General features: G+C 53.5%; 15 protein-coding genes. 7 read left to right on the top strand and 8 right to left on the bottom strand.

Annotated elements, in window-relative coordinates:
- Window positions 1-888: 888 nt before the first annotated feature.
- Genes PAT3040_RS28260 through PAT3040_RS28250 form a run of 3 tightly spaced genes read right to left on the bottom strand, consistent with a single transcriptional unit; the run spans window position 889 to window position 3966 of the window.
- The gene (locus PAT3040_RS28260) at window positions 889-1983 is read right to left on the bottom strand and encodes an alanine racemase (protein ID WP_108995304.1); all 1095 of its coding nucleotides are present in this window, start codon (window positions 1981-1983) and stop codon (window positions 889-891) included.
- A gap of 14 nt (window positions 1984-1997) precedes the next feature.
- On the bottom strand, window positions 1998-3173 hold the full coding sequence (locus PAT3040_RS28255; RefSeq protein ID WP_108995303.1) for an N-acetylglucosamine-6-phosphate deacetylase: 1176 nt from the start codon (window positions 3171-3173) through the stop codon (window positions 1998-2000).
- 31 nt (window positions 3174-3204) lie between these two features.
- Window positions 3205-3966 (bottom strand): SDR family NAD(P)-dependent oxidoreductase, encoded by a 762-nt coding sequence (locus PAT3040_RS28250; RefSeq protein ID WP_087572579.1) that lies wholly within the window; start codon window positions 3964-3966, stop codon window positions 3205-3207.
- 126 nt (window positions 3967-4092) lie between these two features.
- On the opposite strand from PAT3040_RS28250, the gene PAT3040_RS28245 reads away from it, so the two are divergent.
- The 5 genes from PAT3040_RS28245 (at window position 4093) to PAT3040_RS28225 (ending at window position 9253) form a co-directional block, all read left to right on the top strand.
- Window positions 4093-5004, top strand: coding sequence for a fumarylacetoacetate hydrolase family protein (locus PAT3040_RS28245; RefSeq protein ID WP_108995302.1), 912 nt, complete (start codon window positions 4093-4095; stop codon window positions 5002-5004).
- Between the two features lie 31 nt (window positions 5005-5035).
- Window positions 5036-5431, top strand: a complete 396-nt coding sequence (locus tag PAT3040_RS28240; RefSeq protein WP_087572577.1) for a RidA family protein — start codon at window positions 5036-5038, stop codon at window positions 5429-5431.
- Window positions 5428-6906, top strand: a complete 1479-nt coding sequence (locus tag PAT3040_RS28235) for a M81 family metallopeptidase (RefSeq protein ID WP_258235195.1) — start codon at window positions 5428-5430, stop codon at window positions 6904-6906. Before PAT3040_RS28240 ends, PAT3040_RS28235 begins: the two co-directional genes overlap by 4 nt.
- A 208-nt stretch (window positions 6907-7114) precedes the next feature.
- Complete coding sequence (locus PAT3040_RS28230) at window positions 7115-8434, top strand: aspartate aminotransferase family protein (RefSeq protein WP_258235194.1); 1320 nt, start codon at window positions 7115-7117, stop codon at window positions 8432-8434.
- 33 nt (window positions 8435-8467) lie between these two features.
- A complete protein-coding gene (locus PAT3040_RS28225) occupies window positions 8468-9253 on the top strand; it encodes an IclR family transcriptional regulator (RefSeq protein WP_108995301.1) in 786 nt (261 codons plus the stop codon).
- Between the two features lie 168 nt (window positions 9254-9421).
- On the opposite strand, the gene PAT3040_RS28220 is transcribed toward PAT3040_RS28225, so the two are convergent.
- From PAT3040_RS28220 to PAT3040_RS28205, 4 genes are all read right to left on the bottom strand, one after another.
- Window positions 9422-9874, bottom strand: a complete 453-nt coding sequence (locus PAT3040_RS28220; RefSeq protein ID WP_087572575.1) for a hypothetical protein — start codon at window positions 9872-9874, stop codon at window positions 9422-9424.
- 186 nt (window positions 9875-10060) lie between these two features.
- Window positions 10061-11656 carry a UDP-glucose--hexose-1-phosphate uridylyltransferase gene (locus tag PAT3040_RS28215; protein ID WP_108995300.1) on the bottom strand — a complete coding sequence of 532 codons (1596 nt, stop codon included), beginning with the start codon at window positions 11654-11656 and terminating at the stop codon, window positions 10061-10063.
- Between the two features lie 56 nt (window positions 11657-11712).
- A complete protein-coding gene (gene galE / locus PAT3040_RS28210; protein ID WP_087572573.1) occupies window positions 11713-12705 on the bottom strand; it encodes a UDP-glucose 4-epimerase GalE in 993 nt (330 codons plus the stop codon).
- A 262-nt stretch (window positions 12706-12967) separates the two neighbouring features.
- Window positions 12968-14140 (bottom strand): galactokinase, encoded by a 1173-nt coding sequence (locus PAT3040_RS28205; protein ID WP_108995299.1) that lies wholly within the window; start codon window positions 14138-14140, stop codon window positions 12968-12970.
- Between the two features lie 229 nt (window positions 14141-14369).
- Here PAT3040_RS28205 and PAT3040_RS28200 point away from each other — a divergent pair, with 229 nt between their 5' ends.
- Together PAT3040_RS28200 and PAT3040_RS28195 are read left to right on the top strand one after the other, a co-directional pair.
- Window positions 14370-15242 carry an AraC family transcriptional regulator gene (locus PAT3040_RS28200; protein WP_108995298.1) on the top strand — a complete coding sequence of 291 codons (873 nt, stop codon included), beginning with the start codon at window positions 14370-14372 and terminating at the stop codon, window positions 15240-15242.
- 88 nt (window positions 15243-15330) lie between these two features.
- Window positions 15331-16575 (top strand): NAD(P)/FAD-dependent oxidoreductase, encoded by a 1245-nt coding sequence (locus tag PAT3040_RS28195; RefSeq protein ID WP_108995297.1) that lies wholly within the window; start codon window positions 15331-15333, stop codon window positions 16573-16575.
- 86 nt (window positions 16576-16661) lie between these two features.
- Here PAT3040_RS28195 and PAT3040_RS28190 read toward each other — a convergent pair whose 3' ends face one another.
- Entirely contained in the window at window positions 16662-17222 is a 561-nt protein-coding gene (locus tag PAT3040_RS28190; RefSeq protein ID WP_108995296.1) for a general stress protein, read from the bottom strand.
- Window positions 17223-17313: the final 91 nt, after the last annotated feature.

Here is a 17313-nt window from a genome sequence, read left to right as displayed (position 1 = left end):
AGTAAGGTCGTCTGTGTCCGTTACAATTTGAACAGGCCCCATTTTTGCGAAATAGCGACTGTGGAGTCCGTTACGATCAGCCTTTACTTCACTGCGCTGCCGTCCACAATGAATCGACAGCCTCCTGCTGTCTGTTAGATTTTTCGACCGTTTTAATCTGCTCATGAAACCTATGAAACTTTCCTGTTTTTCCACAAGTCTTACAGTTGCATCATTTCCTAACCAATAAAAAAGGGCGACATCTTTATGTTTTCTTCCCTTTGCGGGAAAAATCGAAAAAGATGTCTACCCTGCTCGCTAAAGCGGGGGCGATGTACTCGAAATTTCATACTCATTCGATCGCCTGGCCCCCCAGACGCACCATTGTACTCGAAATTTCATACTCATTCGATCGCCTGGCCCTCCAAACGCACCATTGTACTCGTATTTTCATACTCATTCGATCGCCTGGCCCTCCAAACGCACCATTGTACTCGAAATTTCATACTCATTCGATCGCCTGGCCCCCCAGACGCACCATTGTACTCGAAATTTCATACTCATTCGATCGCCTGGCCCCCAGACGCACCATTGTACTCGAAATTTCATACTCGTGCATATCGGTCGTCATGACAGCCTGCTCACTAACCGCCCGTCCAATCCCCGAATTATCCTTTGACGGCGCAGTAAGTTACATTCTGAAATATAGAGCCCAAGTAGAAAAACCGCCAGGGATAAGCTGCCCTAACGGTCCTTTGCGTTCGAATTTGGCCACATAGCGTGCACTTAACGGGCTTGCCGCATACGTATATTGTACGAATAAATGGCTCTTTCCTCATCTTCATTGAGTATTTTCGCTCAAATGACATACGGTTTGTGAAAATATCCAAGGACGCACGCCAGCGTCCCCTATGTATTCATGCCGCGCGCGTCCACCTTCAGCATGCGCTCCAGCTTCCCGCCCCGCACTCCGATCAATTCATCACGCAAATTAACCACCGTACAGCAGTGATTTGGAATAATCGATAGGACATCGCCGATTCGCAGCGAGCAATCGTCCGGTACTGCCAATATGCCGTGCTCTTCACTGAGTCTCTCGACGAATATTTCGGGATAATCAGGCAAGTAACCATAACCTTTGCGATGGACGCTAACATCGCTGGTCAATGTCTTGGAGCCTGCGTCCACAATGAGGGCTCCGGGACGAGGCGCGCTTACGACCGTGGCGTGAATGCGCATAGCGCACTCCGATTCGTCGATCAGCCCGGGAAACAACTGCGAGCCATCGCCAAATACATAAGCCCCCGGACGCATTTCGGTAACACCCGATAGCTGCTCGACAAACTTCGAGGTCGGAGTCGACCCCACGCTAATCTCGGGCACCTCCAGCCCTCTTTCCCGGAGTATTTGCTGAGTTGCAAGTAATGCTCCCGCCTCGGCAAATGCAACTTTTCTCGCTCCCTCTGCATCCCCGCAGCCATAAGAATGGCCTGCGTGCGTCATCAACCCTTTTACTTCAACGCCTGGCAGAGCGCTAATTTGAATCGCGAGCTCGGCCGAAGGCAGCCCGGGCTCCAACCCGCAACGATTTAGCCCCGTATTGATATCGAGATAGAGCGGAATTCTTATGCCCGCAGCGACTCCGACATCCGATATTCCACTTGCAGCCTCCACGCTGTCTACGCTAACCGTTACACGGACGCCACGCTCAATCAATGCGGCCAAACGCTTCAGCTTGCCTGCGCCAACCAAAGGAAAAGCGATCAGGATATCGTCGATTCCGCCATCAGCCATCACTTCCGCTTCCCCAAGCTTGGCCACCGTAATGCCTACAGCACCATATTCGATTTGTTTCCGGGCAATCCACACGCTTTTATGCGTTTTAATATGCGGACGCAGATTTACCCCCGCTTTGGCGGCAAGCTCCGCCGTTCGCTTTAGATTGGCATCCAGAATATCAAGATCAATCGCCACCGCCGGCGTCTCCATTTGCTCAATTCGCATAACCTTGTCACTCCTCACTGATTGTGGACATGAACCAATTCGCCGTCGAGGAACACTTTGCGGACTTGAATATCTTCGGTTACAAAAATCAAATTGGCCCGCTTCCCCTTCTCCAGGCTTCCCGCTTCATGATCGATTCCAATAACCTTCGCGGGGTTCAGAGACGCCATCTTGAACAGATCAGCCATGCCGACGCCCGTGTGGCGCTTCATGTTATAAACGGCGCGATCCATCGTAAGCAAACTGCCGCCCAGCATATAGTCCTCTGCCTGGGCTGGGGAAAATTCGGTTCTCTTGATAAGATTGACATCGACGGAAGCGTCATTTATGCCAGTTCCGTCCATCGCATCCGTAATAATGATAACTTTATCCGCCCCTTTGACCTTAAGGATAAACTTGAGCATTAGCGGGCGAACGTGACGGCCTTCGCTGTCGGGAATAACCTCGGCATATATCTCGTCGCTGAGCAGGACCGCTTCATCAACGCCGACCTCCCTCGTTCCGGCATAGCGGGAGGGGGACGGAGTGGTGCCGCTTGCATTTGTACAATGGCAGCCTATGCGAAGTCCGTATGACACACTGTCCAGCACCGTCTCCGCAGCGGCTTCCGAATGGCCAACCGAAAATGCGATGCCATAGCGCGAGGCCTCCTCCATAAATTGCCTCTGCCCTTCCAGCTCGGGAGCCAGCGTCCATACTTTGATTTGCTCGCCCGCCACTTTGAGAATTTCCCGATACTCCGCCGGATTCACCGGACGAATCGGGGATGTAATCGCCCCGTACTTCGGATTAATATAAGGCCCTTCCATATGAATGCCTGCTATCGAGCGGCCGTAAGCTTTTGTATCCATCTGCGCTCGCAGTATCCTGCGCAGCCCCTCCGCTATCTGTTCCTCCGATTCATTATACGAGAAGGTTGGCAAAATCGACGTCGTACCATAATGCAAATGAAAGCGGGCAAACGCGGCAGGATTCTCGAAGGACCAATGGCCGCCGCCGCCATGACAATGAATGTCGACAAACCCCGGAGCTACATACAGCCCTTCGGCATCAATCAGCTCCGCATCCTCAGACGGCGTCAGATCGCGCGCCTCGCCGCAAGCGACAATTCGTCCTTGATCGAACCAAACGACTCCCTCATCGATCAAGCCGTGCGGTGTAACGACTTTTGCGTTAACGATTACTTTCATCCTCGCTCTTCCCCCATGGATATAATCAATTTTAAATTGAAGACAGCTTAATAAACTGGCCCCCGTCAACAACCATCGAATGCCCTGTCATATAGGAGGAATCGTCCGAAGCAAGGTACAACGCAGCGGCGGCTATTTCCTCGGGATTCCCTATCCTGCCCAATGGAATCGTCTTCAAATATGGCTCGATCGCCTGCGGAATATCGATTAGGGGCTGGGTCAGCCGCGTATGTATAAATCCCGGACAAATTCCGTTCACCCTGATGCCATGCGGCGCCAACTCCAGCGCCATGGACATTGTAAGCGAATTGATTCCGGCTTTCGAAGCGTTATAATGCACTTGATCCCCTTCTGCGGCCAAGCCGTTAACGCTGGATATATGAATAATCGAACCTTTGCCTTGCTTTATCATTTCCCGAGCGACGGCCTGCGCGCACAGAAACGTCCCTTTCAAGTTCACGTCGATGTGCAAATCCCAATCCGCTTCCTCAATATCAAGGAAAGGCGCGGGCTTGCAAACTCCGGCACTATTGACCAGCGTATCGATCGGTCCGAAAGCCGCAACAGCCTCCGCTGCCATCCGCTCAACATCCGCCTTGCTCCGAACATCGGCCAATACGGCTATCGCCTTACCTCCGAAATCGAAAATGGACTGCACTGTTTCATCCAATGCCTTACGTTCATTCCCTGACACTGTCACCCTTGCGCCCTCGCGCGCAAATCTGTACGCAATAGCCTGGCCAATGCCGCTGGAACCGCCTGTCACGAGAGCATGTTGATTTAATAGTCGCATGAGCCCCTCCTGATAAGTTGAAACAAATAGGATTTACAACCCGAAACGGGTGTGATATGTTTTGATTATAAAACCTTGGTTTCAAAATAGCAAAACAAATGTTTTGATGCCAAATGGGAGGTTACTATGAAACTGCTAACTTTTAATCAAGATGGCCAGCTGAAGCTTGGAATCGCCACACCGCAAGGGGTGCTGGACGTCTCGCAAGCAATAGACGCGCTCGGCCGGCAGGGCGCCAACATCCCCGCCACCGTCATGGAAGCGATTACAGGCGGCGATGACTCGATTGCCAAGCTTCGCAAGCTTGTCGATCAAGCGCTAGAAGCTTCCGAGCGTTCCGCTCTGTTCCTGGACGAGACGGAGCTAACGCTGGGACCTTGTGTAACACATCCTAACAAAATCATTTGCGTCGGACTAAACTACCGCAAGCACGCCGAAGAAACCAATGCGCCTATTCCGCAATTCCCGATTCTGTTTAACAAATTCAACAACACGCTGACCGGTCATGGACAGGATGTCGCTCTGCCCAAGGTCTCCTCGAAAGTGGACTACGAAGCGGAGCTTGTTATCGTCATCGGCAAGGAAGCCAAGTATGTGGACAAAGACAACGCGCTTGATTACGTATTCGGTTATGCTTGCGTCAATGACTTATCCGCGCGCGATCTGCAGCTTCGTACATCGCAATGGCTGACAGGCAAGTCCTGCGACGGCTTTAGTCCGCTTGGCCCTTATTTGGTCACCGCCGATGAGACTGGGAATCCGAATGATCTGGAAATCCGCTGCACCGTCAACGGAGAGATCAGACAAAACTCCAATACCGCCGATATGATTTTCCATTGCGACGAGATTGTCAGCTATATTTCGCATTATATGACGCTCGCGCCGGGAGACATCATTTTGACCGGAACCCCGGAAGGCGTAGTGCTCGGATACCCCGAAGAAAAGCAAGCATGGCTGAAGGACGGCGATATCGTTACCGTTGAAATCGAGAAGTTAGGCAAGCTGACCAACCGCATGGTAGCGGAAGCAAGGCTGTAGAAGTAATCCAAAACTTAAGGAGAGATGCACGATGTCCCAACAAATTCATACAAGCGACGCACCCGAATTTCCCCTTCCGTTCTCGCAAGCGCTGCGCGCCGGCGATTTCGTATACGTCTCCGGCCAGGTTGGCGTCGATCCAAAGACGCGCCAGGTAGTCGGCCATACGATTGAGGAACAAACGGAGCAATGCTTGCGCAATATCGAAACGATATTGAAGGCTGCAAACTTAACGCTCGATCATGTCGTGAAAACAAATGCAATTGTATCGCATCTGGAAGATTTCCCCGGGTACAATCAAACGTATGAGAAAATAATGAATCGGCCGTTCCCTGCGCGCACCTCGGTGCAAAGCGGCATTGGCAATTATTTGGTCGAGATCGACGTAATCGCCTACGTCCGCTCGATCCGAGGGGAAGCCGAATGACCCTGCGAATTGCGGTTGCCGGAATTCTCCATGAAACGAATACATTTGCTCCCGGAATGACCGGACTTGAGCATTTCAAGAGCGAGAGCGTCAACGGACTTGACGCCTTTCTTCTCCGCTATGGCGGCACCCGCACTTCAATGGGCGGCGTTATCGATGCGGCCAAGCGGCATGATGTCGAGCTGACACCCGGCTTATATACCGCAGCTACGCCAAGCGGCATGGTGGAAGCGGCGGCAGCCGACGTCCTGATCAACAATGTCGTGGATTCCATTGACAGCGATATATCCGGCCTCGTGCTCATTATGCATGGAGCGATGGCGTCCGAGCAGTACGACGATCTGGAAGGCGAATGCCTCAGACGGCTGAGGGCGAAGCTTGGAGACAGGCTGCCGATCGCCATGACCATCGATCTTCACGGCAATGTGAGCAAAGATATGGTTCGGCTTGCCGATGTCATTGTCGGCTACGATACTTATCCTCATGTCGATATGCACGAAAGGGCGGAAGAAGCGTTCGATCTGCTTGTTCGATATATACGGGAAGAAATCAGGCCAACCCGATCCTATGGCCACACGGGCATGCTCGTCGTTCCGCAAGCGATGATGACCGAAACCGGAAGTATGAAAACAATAATGGACCGCGCCTTCGAAATCGAATCGGATCCGCAAGTTTTGAACGTAACCGTCGCGGGCGGGTTTCCATACAGCGATGTCCCGGATGCGGGAATGTCCTTTATCGTAACCGCCGACAACGATCAGCAACTGGCGGATCGTTATGCGGCCGAACTGGTTCAGCTAGCAGTCGATCTGAAGGAAAGCTTCGGCCTTGACCACCTGTCCCCTGACGAAGCAATCGCAGCCGCGCTTGCAGAATCGTCAGGCCCCGTCATTCTTGTGGAAGGCTCGGATAATGTCGGAGGCGGAGCGCCTGCGGACGCCACTCATACTCTACGACAATTGGTCGGTATCCGGGAGAGGGCATTAATCGTAATTAGGGACGAACAAGCGTCAAGCATCGCATTCGAGCTCGGCGTCGGCTCGATCTTCCAAGGTCCGGTCGGTGGCAAGAGCAATCCCTTACATGGCGAACCCGTCGAAGTAACCGGGAAGATCCGCTTGCTGTTCGACGGCCAATATCGCCACGTCGGCGCGTATATGACGGGACAGCTTGCTTTCATGGGCAGAACAGCGGTTGTCGAGTGCGGACAACTAACGATTGTCCTAACGGAGAAACGCGTGGCTCCATGGGATCTGGGCCATATTCGCTATGCAGGGCTTTGGCCGGATGACTTCAAAATAATCGTCGTCAAATCCGCAATCGCTTGGCAAACGGCATTCGGTGCATTCGCCAGATCTGTCATATACGTTGATACTCCAGGCTGCTGCAGCGCCAATCTCGAGCATTTTCATTATGAGCGCGTATCCAAGCCGATGTATCCTTTCGATCCCGAGCCCCAACCGAGGTTTATGTAAAGGTAGTTCAAAAAGTCCGCTTTTGATCACGAAGTATACCAAGAAGCTTATTCGACATCGAATCTTGCATTCAGCCGAAACTTCCGGTACTCACGTAGCTTTCACTACGCTCCGTTCCTCAGTTTCTAGCTTCATACAATCTTCTCGGTGCTGAAAACCGAACTTTTTGAACACGAATTATAATTAAAAATTATAGGGAGGAATCCTGTTGTCATTAAATGTAGAGAAATCCAAGCAAATGCTGCTCGAATCCCAAAAATATTTGGCGGGAGGCGTAGCCTCGACACTTCGCGCTTCGATGAAGCCGACGCCGCTATTCGTGGAGTCGGGAAGCGGTTCCCGAGTACGCGACGTTGACGGCAATGAGTATATCGATTACTTGCTTGCTTACGGGCCGCTCATCCTTGGTCATGCCCATCCCGCGATGGCAGAAGCGATGAATGAAGCAACGAAACGCGGATTCACTTACGGATTGCAGCATGATGGCGAGATTAAACTGGCGAAGCTGCTTACCGAGTTGCTTCCCTGCGCCGACAAAGTCGCGCTAAGCGGCTCGGGCACCGAAGCCGTCATGCTGGCGCTTCGATTGTCCAGAGCGTATACCGGCAGAACGAAAGTCGTCCGGTTCCACGGTCATTTCCACGGCTGGTCCGATGCGATATTCACTTCCTTCCCGAGCCCGGATATGAAGCAATCCTCCTCCGCCCGAAGCTCTTTGGCTTCCGCTCCTCCCGGAACAGGAGGTCAGAGCGAGAACAGCCTGCAGGACATTATTATGCTGCCTTGGAATGACATCGAAGCTTTCGAAGCGCTGATTGCCAAGGAAAAGGACAGCATCGCTGCCGTTATTACCGAACCGATTATGTGCAATAACGGTTGTATTGGGCCGAAAGCCGGTTATTTGGAACGTATACGCGAGCTGACGGAGCAAAGCGGCATCGTTATGATTATGGATGAGGTCATTACCGGATTCAGGCTGGGCCTTGGCGGAGCTCACGGCAAACTGGGCTTGAAACCGGACCTGGTAACGATAGGCAAGGCGCTGGGAGGCGGCTTCGCCATTAGCGGCGTTGCCGGCAAAGCCGACATTATGGCGCTGATCGAAAATGGCACCGTAGGCCATCTGGGCACGCTGAACGGCAATTTTGCCGCCACATCCGCAGCTCTCGCCGTTCTGCGCGAGCTTGGCAAGGACAACGGAAGCAGCTATTCGCGAATGGAGCATTTGTTCAACAGATTAGTAGCCGGCCTTCGCGAGCTATTGAATAAACATGGCATCCAAGGACTTATCAACCAGGCGGGACCCGTCTTCCACTTCATGTTTACGGAGGAGAAGCAGGTCGAAGACTTCGACACCTTCAATAAGCGCGATGCCGCCAAATACAGCCGATTTGCCGAGCTGATGCTGGAGGAAGGCGTACTTGTGCGCCCCAGCGGATTATGGTATATTTCTACCGTTCATACCGAAGCGGATATCGAAACTACTATACAAGCGGCGGATCGCGCTTTGGCGAAGCTGGCGCTTTAATAAGTTTATAGCGGCAAACGGAGGTAGTATCAGTTGAGTAAAGAAATTGAGGTTAAAAATGAGCGGTATACGATTCAATCGATAGATAAGGCGCTTGATTTGCTGGAACTGCTCTCGGAGCACGGTTCGCTTAGCCTGATCGAGATTACCAATCTTCTCGAGCAGCCCAAATCGTCCACCTTCCGCATTATTCTTACCTTGGAAAATCGGGGATTCATCAGCCGCAGCGATGAGGACGGCAAATATTGCCTCGGCTACAAGCAGCTCATGCTGACCCGAAATCTACTCGAACGCAACACGCTCCGTACTGCCGCATTAGCGGAAATGAAGACATTGTCCGAGCTATATGGCGATACCGTCAATTTGGGCGTCTTGGTGGATAACCAGGTACTGTACATCGAAATCGTTGAAAGCACGCATGCGCTAAGAATGACCGATACGATCGGTTCCCGCTCGCCCTTTCACGCCACAGCGATGGGAAAAGCAATTGCCGCTCATATCCCGGAGGCGTCGGTGCGCGAACTGGTCGACACATGGGGCCTGCCGGTTATTACTCCTAATACGATTCGTACAGTGGAGCAATTGTTTTCGGAACTTGAGCTTACTCGCAAGCAAGGTTATGCGCTGGACGACGAAGAAATCGTCGAAGGAGCTCGCTGCGTCGCGGCGCCGGTGTTCGATATGCATGGCCGTCCGATCGGCGCGATCAGCGTCTCCGGCGCCATGCACAGATTCAAGCAGGAGATGCTCCCGGAAATCTCGCGGCATGTTCGCGACGCGGCTTTGATCGCTTCCCAAAAGCTCGGGTATGAAGCTTAGATACGATTTTTTGTTGTTTAACTCCAATTCATCCGAATTCTTCCTTGCTATTCCCCGCTCGCTGCATTCCTGCAAAAGCAGGTACACAAAAAGGTTGGACGGAAAACTTCATACGTTTTCTCGTCCAACCTTTTTATTTTGGTGCCTTATTGCCGAACCGCAGTCCTCTTAAACTTCGGTTTCTTCTTCCGTCGACTCGGGCTCTGCTGCGCCGATGGACAGCTTGATCGAGATGTTTTTGCGCTCGCCCTTCAGGAAGTGCGCCAGGCGCTCAAGCTTGTCCGCAAGCTCGGCTCCGCTGAGCGTCGTATTAAGATGGTAATCGAAGCTGTCCGATGGGAGCTTCGCCGCCGACTGGGATCTCCAGCCAAGCTCGCCTTCCTGGTTCTGTCTGTTCATGAGCTGTTCTTGGGCAGGGTAGAACTTGTCGGATTTGTTTACGACCCGCTCGTAGATGCGAAGCTTCTTAAGCAGCATGTAATATTGGGCGGAATGCTTGAAATTCCAAGCCTCCCGGATATCTTTAAGCGTATAGTCCATCTTCCAGCGCTTCAGCTTTTCAACCTGTTCATCCGTCGTTAATTCCAGAAATTCGTCAAGCGGCAACATCTTCTCAGCCATGTTGGACCTCCAATATTAATATTCATTAGCACATCATACGCATATCTAATATTATTACAATAAAAAATATTTATTATATAAAAAATACCATAAAGTCTTGTTTAACACAACAATAAACCTTCCCGTAAATGTTATTACAACATTCGACAAGGAAGGCTATTGTTTATATCTTATGGCACATCTGCGTTATTGCGATTTCAGCCCGGATGCTTCGAGGAAGGTCCGGAACGCCTTGGCCCCCTCATCCGTTCGCTTGAAGACGCCTGCGTCCTTAAGCACGTCGAGGAATTTGTCGCCCGTCTCCGAACGGACGATGTCGGCAGCTTCATTCTGCGACAGCAAGCTGCCGTATTTCTGTACGAGACGATCCGCCCATTCTGCGTGATGAGCCAGCTTGTGTCCGGCACTTCGCAGGTCGGAGGCTTTTTCGGTCGCCTCAGGGGTAAGCAGGCTTGCGATTGCTTCCAGCTCGTCCTTCAGACGTCCCGGGAGGACGGCCAGTCCCATGACTTCGATCAAGCCGATATTTTCTTTCTTGATATGGTGGAGATGGCTGTGCGGGTGGAAGATGCCTCCCGGATGCTCTTCGCTCGTGCGGTTATTGCGCAACACCAGATCAAGCTCGTAGTCGCCGTTGTCCTTCAGCCGAGCGATCGGCGTAATGGTATTATGCGGAATACGGGTGCCGTCCGCTGCTTCCGAAAACGCAAGCACTTCCGCCGACGGGTCGCTGTAGCCCTTCCACAGATCCAGAATACGGCAGCCCGCCGCATGCACGGCCGCCTTGGAGGAGCCTTGCAGGCGAAGCACGGACATCGGCCATTGCACGATGCAGTATGTCACTCCATTGTCCGAGCCGTCGGCATACCTGGCCTCGATCGGCGCGGCTTCCATCGGGAAGACATGACGTCCTGCCTGGAAATGGTCATGGCTTAAGATAGAACCGCCCACGATTGGCAGATCGGCGTTAGATCCGATGAAGTAATGCGGGAATTGCTCGACGAAGTCCAGCAGCCGTGCGAACGAAGAATGGGTAACAGCCATCGGTTCGTGCTCGCCTTTAAATACGATGCTGTGTTCGTTGTAATACACGTAGGGCGAATATTGGAAGAACCATGCCTCGTTCTGCAACGTCATGGGTATGATCCGAAGATTCTGTCTTGCCGGGTGATCCGGGCGTCCCGCATAACCGACATTCTCGGCACATAGAAGGCACTTTGGATAATGCGCTTGCGGCAGCGTCTTGAGCAGCGCGATCTCCTTGGGGTCCTTCTCCGGCTTCGACAGGTTGATCGTCATTTCCAGCTCGCCATATGGCGTTCTGTGCAGCCAATACTGATTTTTGCGAATGCGGTCCATTCGAATATAGTTGCTGTCGATGTTCAACGCATAGAAGGCGTCCGTAGCGGCAGCGATGCCTTCCTGGCTTGCCCTCGCGCGAAATGCCGACGTCGTCTCCGACGGTCTTGGCATCAGCAAGCCCATAATCCGGGCGTCGAGCAGATCCCGCTGAGTGAGCGTATTGTCCGGGACAAGACCGATCGCGACACCATAGTCGAGCAAGGGTTCCAGCAGCTCTGCCGGACTTTCCGCCGGCTCGTCTTGATCGCCGCCCGTCGCTTCCGCCGGCTCGGTAAACCGGAACAGATCCAGCAGCGCGTTGCGCGCGTAGGCAAGATCCTCCCGCTCCAGCATTCCTTTGCCCAGCGCGAACGCCAGCAGCTTCTCGATGTTGGATAACGCCTCTTCCTTGGCGGGCGCGGCCGTTTGTTGCAACGTCATGCTATTGCAGCTCCTCTCGCTCCTCCGGCTTTTAACTACCTCTTATGGGGCCGGGTCTATTTCTTGTCGTCGTAGCCCTCGGGATTGGACTGATGCCAGCTCCAGGCGCTGCCGATAATGTTTTCGAGATTGCTGCGGGTCGGATTCCAGCCCAGCTCCTTGCGAGCCCGGTCCGAGGAAGCGACCAGCACGGCAGGATCTCCCGCGCGTCTTGGCTCGATAACGGCATTGATCTCTTTGCCCGTCACGGAGCGTGCAATCTCGATCACTTGCTTGACCGAGAAGCCTTGGCCATTGCCGAGGTTGTAGACGGCGCTGTCAGCTCCGCCGCGCAGCCGGTCTACGGCCAGCAAGTGGGCGTCGGCCAGGTCGCTGACATGGATGTAGTCGCGCACGCATGTGCCGTCTTCCGTCGCGTAGTCGTCGCCGAATACGGAGATATGCGGACGTTTGCCCAGCGCGGCTTCCAGCACGATCGGCACCAGATGCGTCTCCGGGTGGTGATCCTCGCCGATTCGGCCGCTGTCATGAGCGCCGGCAGCATTGAAGTAGCGGAGCGAGATATATTTGATGTCATGCGCGACGTCGAACCACTTCATCATTTTCTCCATCGCCAGCTTCGTTTCGCCATAAGCATTAGTCGGAAGCGTACGATCGTATTCGTCGATCGGCACGCTCTCCGGTTCGCCATAGGTCGCGGCCGTCGACGAAAATACGATGCGCTTGACGCCGTATTCATTCATCTTCTCCAGCAGACACAACGTTCCGTACACGTTATTATGGTAATACTTGCCCGGCAGCTTCATGCTTTCGCCGACAAGAGAGTTCGCCGCGAAGTGAATGACGGCGTCGATCTCGTTCTCCTTAAATACCGTGTCCAGGAAGTCCGCGTCTCTCAGATCGCCGACGTAGAGCTTGCCGCCGAGCAGCGCTCCCTTGTGGCCTTGCTGCAGATTATCCACGACAACGATGTCTTCCCCGCGTTCCTGGAGCGCCGCAACGGCGTGAGAGCCGATATAGCCCGCTCCTCCGGTTACCAATACTGCCATGTGTATCCCTTCTTCCCCTTTATTGGTAGTTCAAAAAGTCCGCTTTTGATCACGAAGTATACCAGGAAGCGTACTCGACATCGAATATTGAATTCAGGCGAAACTAAGCTTATGCTTTCGAAGTATGTTTCCTCCGGAAACATTGCAGGTGCTCACGTAGCCTCCACTACGCTCCGCTCCTCAGTTTCTACCCTCATCCAATCTTCTCGGTGCTGAAAACCGGACTTTTTGAACTTGTACTTTAAGTTAGCTCTATTCGTTCCTATTGAAGGCGTTCGACGCCGTTGCCGATGCTGCAGACATAGAAGTCCGCCGTCAGTCCCGTCGCTTCCGTATACTTTCGCCCAACTTCCTCCTGGAAGCGCTCGATGCTGTCCTCGTGTACGAGGGACACCGTACAGCCTCCGAAGCCCGCGCCCGTCATTCTGGAGCCCAGCACGCCATCTACGCCGCGCGCCGCATCTACCATCGCGTCGAGCTCTGCGCCGGTTACTTCGTATAGATCTCGCAGCGAGTCATGCGATTCGTTCATCAATTGGCCGAACGCGGCCAGGTCATTGCTCTTAAGCGCGTCCATTGATCTCAGGACCCGGTCGATCTCTTCCATGACGTGTTCGGCGCGGTTGCGGATCAGATCATCCTTGATCAGCGACTTGGAAGCGTTGAACTGCTCCAGGCTAAGCTGTCCCAGCAGCTCCAGCTCGGGATGCGCGGAGCGGAGGTCCGACACGGCTTGCTCGCATTGCGCGCGGCGCTCGTTGTATTTGGAATCTACCAGTCCGCGGCGTTTGTTCGTGTTGCCGATGACCAGCTTGTAGCTGCCGGATTGAAAGGGCACCAGATCGTATTCCAGCGTGTCGCACATGAGCAGGATCGCGTGATCCTTCTTACCGTTCGCAACCGCGAATTGATCCATGATGCCGGACTTGACGCCATTGAATTCGTTCTCCGACTTTTGGGAGAGCAACGCGATCTTTACCGTATCGGTCGGCAGGTTCTCCATCGACAGGAGAGCATATGCCGTGACAACTTCGATGGAAGCCGACGAGGACAAGCCCGAGCCGTTTGGAATTTCGCCATGATAGAGAATATCGTATCCGCTGCCGAAAGTTACCCCTTGCTGCAACAGCTCGTTCACGATGCCCTTCGGATAGTTCATCCAATCGTCCGCCTTGTCGTATTCGACGCCTTCGACAGAGAAGGTTCCCGAGGAAGGGAAATTCGTCGTAGCCAGCCCCAGCTTGTTGTCTTCGCGCTTGCGAATAAGCAGCGTCGTGCCGAACGTCAATGCTGCCGGGAACACGTACCCCCCGTTGTAGTCGGTATGCTCGCCGATCAGATTAACGCGGCCCGGCGCGTGGAATACCGCGATGCCTTCGGCGCTTCCGCCGTATTGTTCAATGAATGTGTCAGTCAGAGCTGCAAGATTAGCCATGTGCGATCACGATCCTTTGGTATAAGTTTGGTTGTTGCCTGCTTTAGCCTCAGTATAGTGGATTGCAATCAAAAACGAAATGGCGCAAAATGTCGATCATATGGATTTATGTGACTTTAACTCCCCATTTCGAACATGTTATGATGAATCCTGCAGGTACTGCTGCGGTAAAAATGAGAGTTCAAATAGTTCCGTCTAAACTAAAAGACTATAAGGCAGGTGTGCAAATATGACTACCGAAACATATACTGTCGCCTCTAATCCCAGTCCGACGCCGGCTTCCGACGAAGCCGCTTCCTTGCTTCATGTTTTGTTCGCCGGCGAAAGCCAGACAAAGCCCGGTCATCGGCTCGGTCCCAAGGTATATGACTTCTATCTGATGCACCTGATTCTCTCCGGCAAAGGGACATTTACCTTGGGCGGCGTCCGGCGCGAGCTGTCCGCCGGCGACACGTTTTTGATCCGTCCAGAGGAGCTGGTCAGCTATGAGTCGGATCCCCGCGAGCCGTGGCGATATCGCTGGATCGCGTTCTCAGGCGCAAGGGCAGACGGTCTCGTCCGGGAAGCCGGCTTCCCGGACGGAGAATCCGTTACGGCCTTGCAGGACAAACGGAAGGCTGCTCTGTTGTATCGAAGCATCTATCTGACATTCCGAGGCGCCCGATCCTCCGCCTCCGTCCAGGCAGCCGGCTGGCTTCATCTGCTTATGGCCCTGTATCAGGATCAGAGAGCGGACAAAGACCATCAAGCGCATTTGAAACGTCAGGAGAATGATGACATTCATCAGCAAGTCATCCATTATCTAAACACCCAATACTCCCATCCGGTATCCATCGAGCAGATGTCCGAGGCGCTCGGCTACAACCGCGCTTACTTGTCGCGCGCGTTTAAGCGGCGGGCCGGACTGTCGCCCGTCTCGTTCCTGCTTAAGCTTCGTCTGGACAAGGCGAAGCTTATGCTGCGCGAGCGCCCTGAGCTGACGTTGGAACAAATATCGGCTTCCGTCGGTCTCCAGGATGCCTTGTATTTCTCCAAGCAATTCCGCAAGCAATTCGGCCAATCGCCGACCGCCTACCGCAGGCTGATGCTGGAGGGGAGCTAGCTACTCATTGGAAGCTAGCTGTAATCTACCGGGTCAGCGTTTTCGGAATCGCTCGCCGTGGGTATACTACCTCAGGAGGTGATTGCCCATGAGCGAATTACACATCGGCAGCTTATATTGGCCAAGTACCTTGCACAACCCGCCAAGCTATCCCTCGCTGACTGAGTGCGAGACCGCGCAAGTTGTCGTGATAGGCGGCGGAATGTCGGGCATTACATGCGCATGGGAACTTATTTCTTCGGGGATCGACGTTATTCTGGTAGAGCGCGAAATCGTCGCGGGCGAGAGCACGTCGGCCAACACAGGCTTATTGCAATATTGCAACGACGTTATGCTTTCCGACTTGATCGGCCAGATTGGACGAGAATCTGCGGAGACATTTTATGTCGCGTGCAGCCGCGCGATCGACAAGCTGGCCGACATTGCCGCATCGCTTCCGCAGGATGTCGGCTTCAGGCGGCGCAGCAGCCTGTATTACGCTTCGACGGAGCAGGATCTGCCCAAGCTGAAGCAAGAGTACGAGGCATTGTCCTCTTGCGGACTCCGTGCGAGCTATTGGACGGCGGACGACATCGCTGCCCATTTCCCCTTCCGCAAGCCGGGAGCCATCGTAACGGGAGGGGATGCGGAGGTTAATCCATTTCGCTTCGTAACTCTGCTCGCGGCACAAGCCGTCGACAAAGGGCTTCGCATCCGCGAGTATACGGAAATCGTCAAACATGATTCCTTGGCAGGCGGACGACACCGTCTGCATACCGGCAACGGTCATCATATCGATGCCAACCACGTGATCTACGCCATAGGCTATGAGCCCAAGGAGCTTCGCGGAGAGCTGATCAAGCCGGATATCGGCCGATCGTTCGTTATCGTGACGGATCCCGTTCCCGATCTAAGTCAGTGGCACGAGCGTTACATGATCTGGGAGACGGCAAGACCATACCTGTATATGCGTACGACAGAGGATAATCGGCTCATCATCGGAGGACTTGACGAAGAAGACCGGAACCCGTTGCAGAGCGTACAGCGCCGGAAAGAACATAGCGAGAAGCTGCTGGAGAAGGCGAAAGCGCTATTTCCCGATTTGCCGCTTGCCATCGCTTACGATTGGAACGCCACATTCGGTGAATCGGAGGATAATTTGCCCTTTGTAGGCGAGGATCCCGAATGGCCAGGCGTTTATTACACACTTGGTTACGGCGGCAATGGGACTGTATACAGCCTACTTGGCGCCGAGTTGGTTCGTGAGCTCATCCAAGGAGAGGCGGATTCGAATCCGCTTAAGGATATTATCGGGTTGTCTCGGGCGACATTACGCGAAGGAACGCCGAGATGACTATCTACGGGCTCTTGGCATACGGCGAGAAAGCCGGCTCAGCCCGTAAACACGCTGCAGTCGGCTTTCCGATCAAGAGTATGATTCTAACTGCCGTCCACGATAAAGGAGGCGTTGCATCTACGAAAAACGGCTTCCGCGATGCCCAGAGTCGACAGATCCGGGCCGCCATCCTTGTCAAACAGCGTCTTGCTTTCCGTTGTCTCCACGATCAAGGCATATGCGCCTCTTTCCACCTCGCGGGAGACCATCTCGGATTCCTTGTGATCAAGTCCTAAGGCAAGGAATGCACGCTCATGTTCATTACCGGTGAATGCGCCGGACAAGGCAAAAGGGATGCCTGTGCCGGATGCCGTCCCGCCTCCGAAGCCCGTATAGCCGTAAGCCATGGCGGCAGGCGCGATACCGAACCCGCTGGCATACATAGTTCCAACCGTATCTGTGTGCGTTGCAATATCTTGACGCGTTTTTTCCAGATCACGCATTTCGTCGGCATGTACGTCCGTCTCCGCTTCGATTCGTCTTGAATGTTCGCTGTCCTTGGCCATTATCTTCATATCTCCGGGTTTGAAGCCGGAATTCTCCAATTGCGTTACGACGTCGATAACCTGCTGCTGAGTTTCGAATATCGCGATTTTTTTCGCCATGTCTGCCCCTCCGTGTGTCTGAATTGGTTTTTCCTATATGGATGGTATGCCCCAACCGCCACGCCCTCAATCAAATGGGAACAGTTGTCTA

This window comes from Paenibacillus agaridevorans (genome assembly GCF_003112455.1).
In the GTDB taxonomy this organism is placed as follows: domain Bacteria; phylum Bacillota; class Bacilli; order Paenibacillales; family Paenibacillaceae; genus Pristimantibacillus; species Pristimantibacillus agaridevorans.
This window is presented reverse-complemented; position numbering and strand designations above follow the sequence as displayed.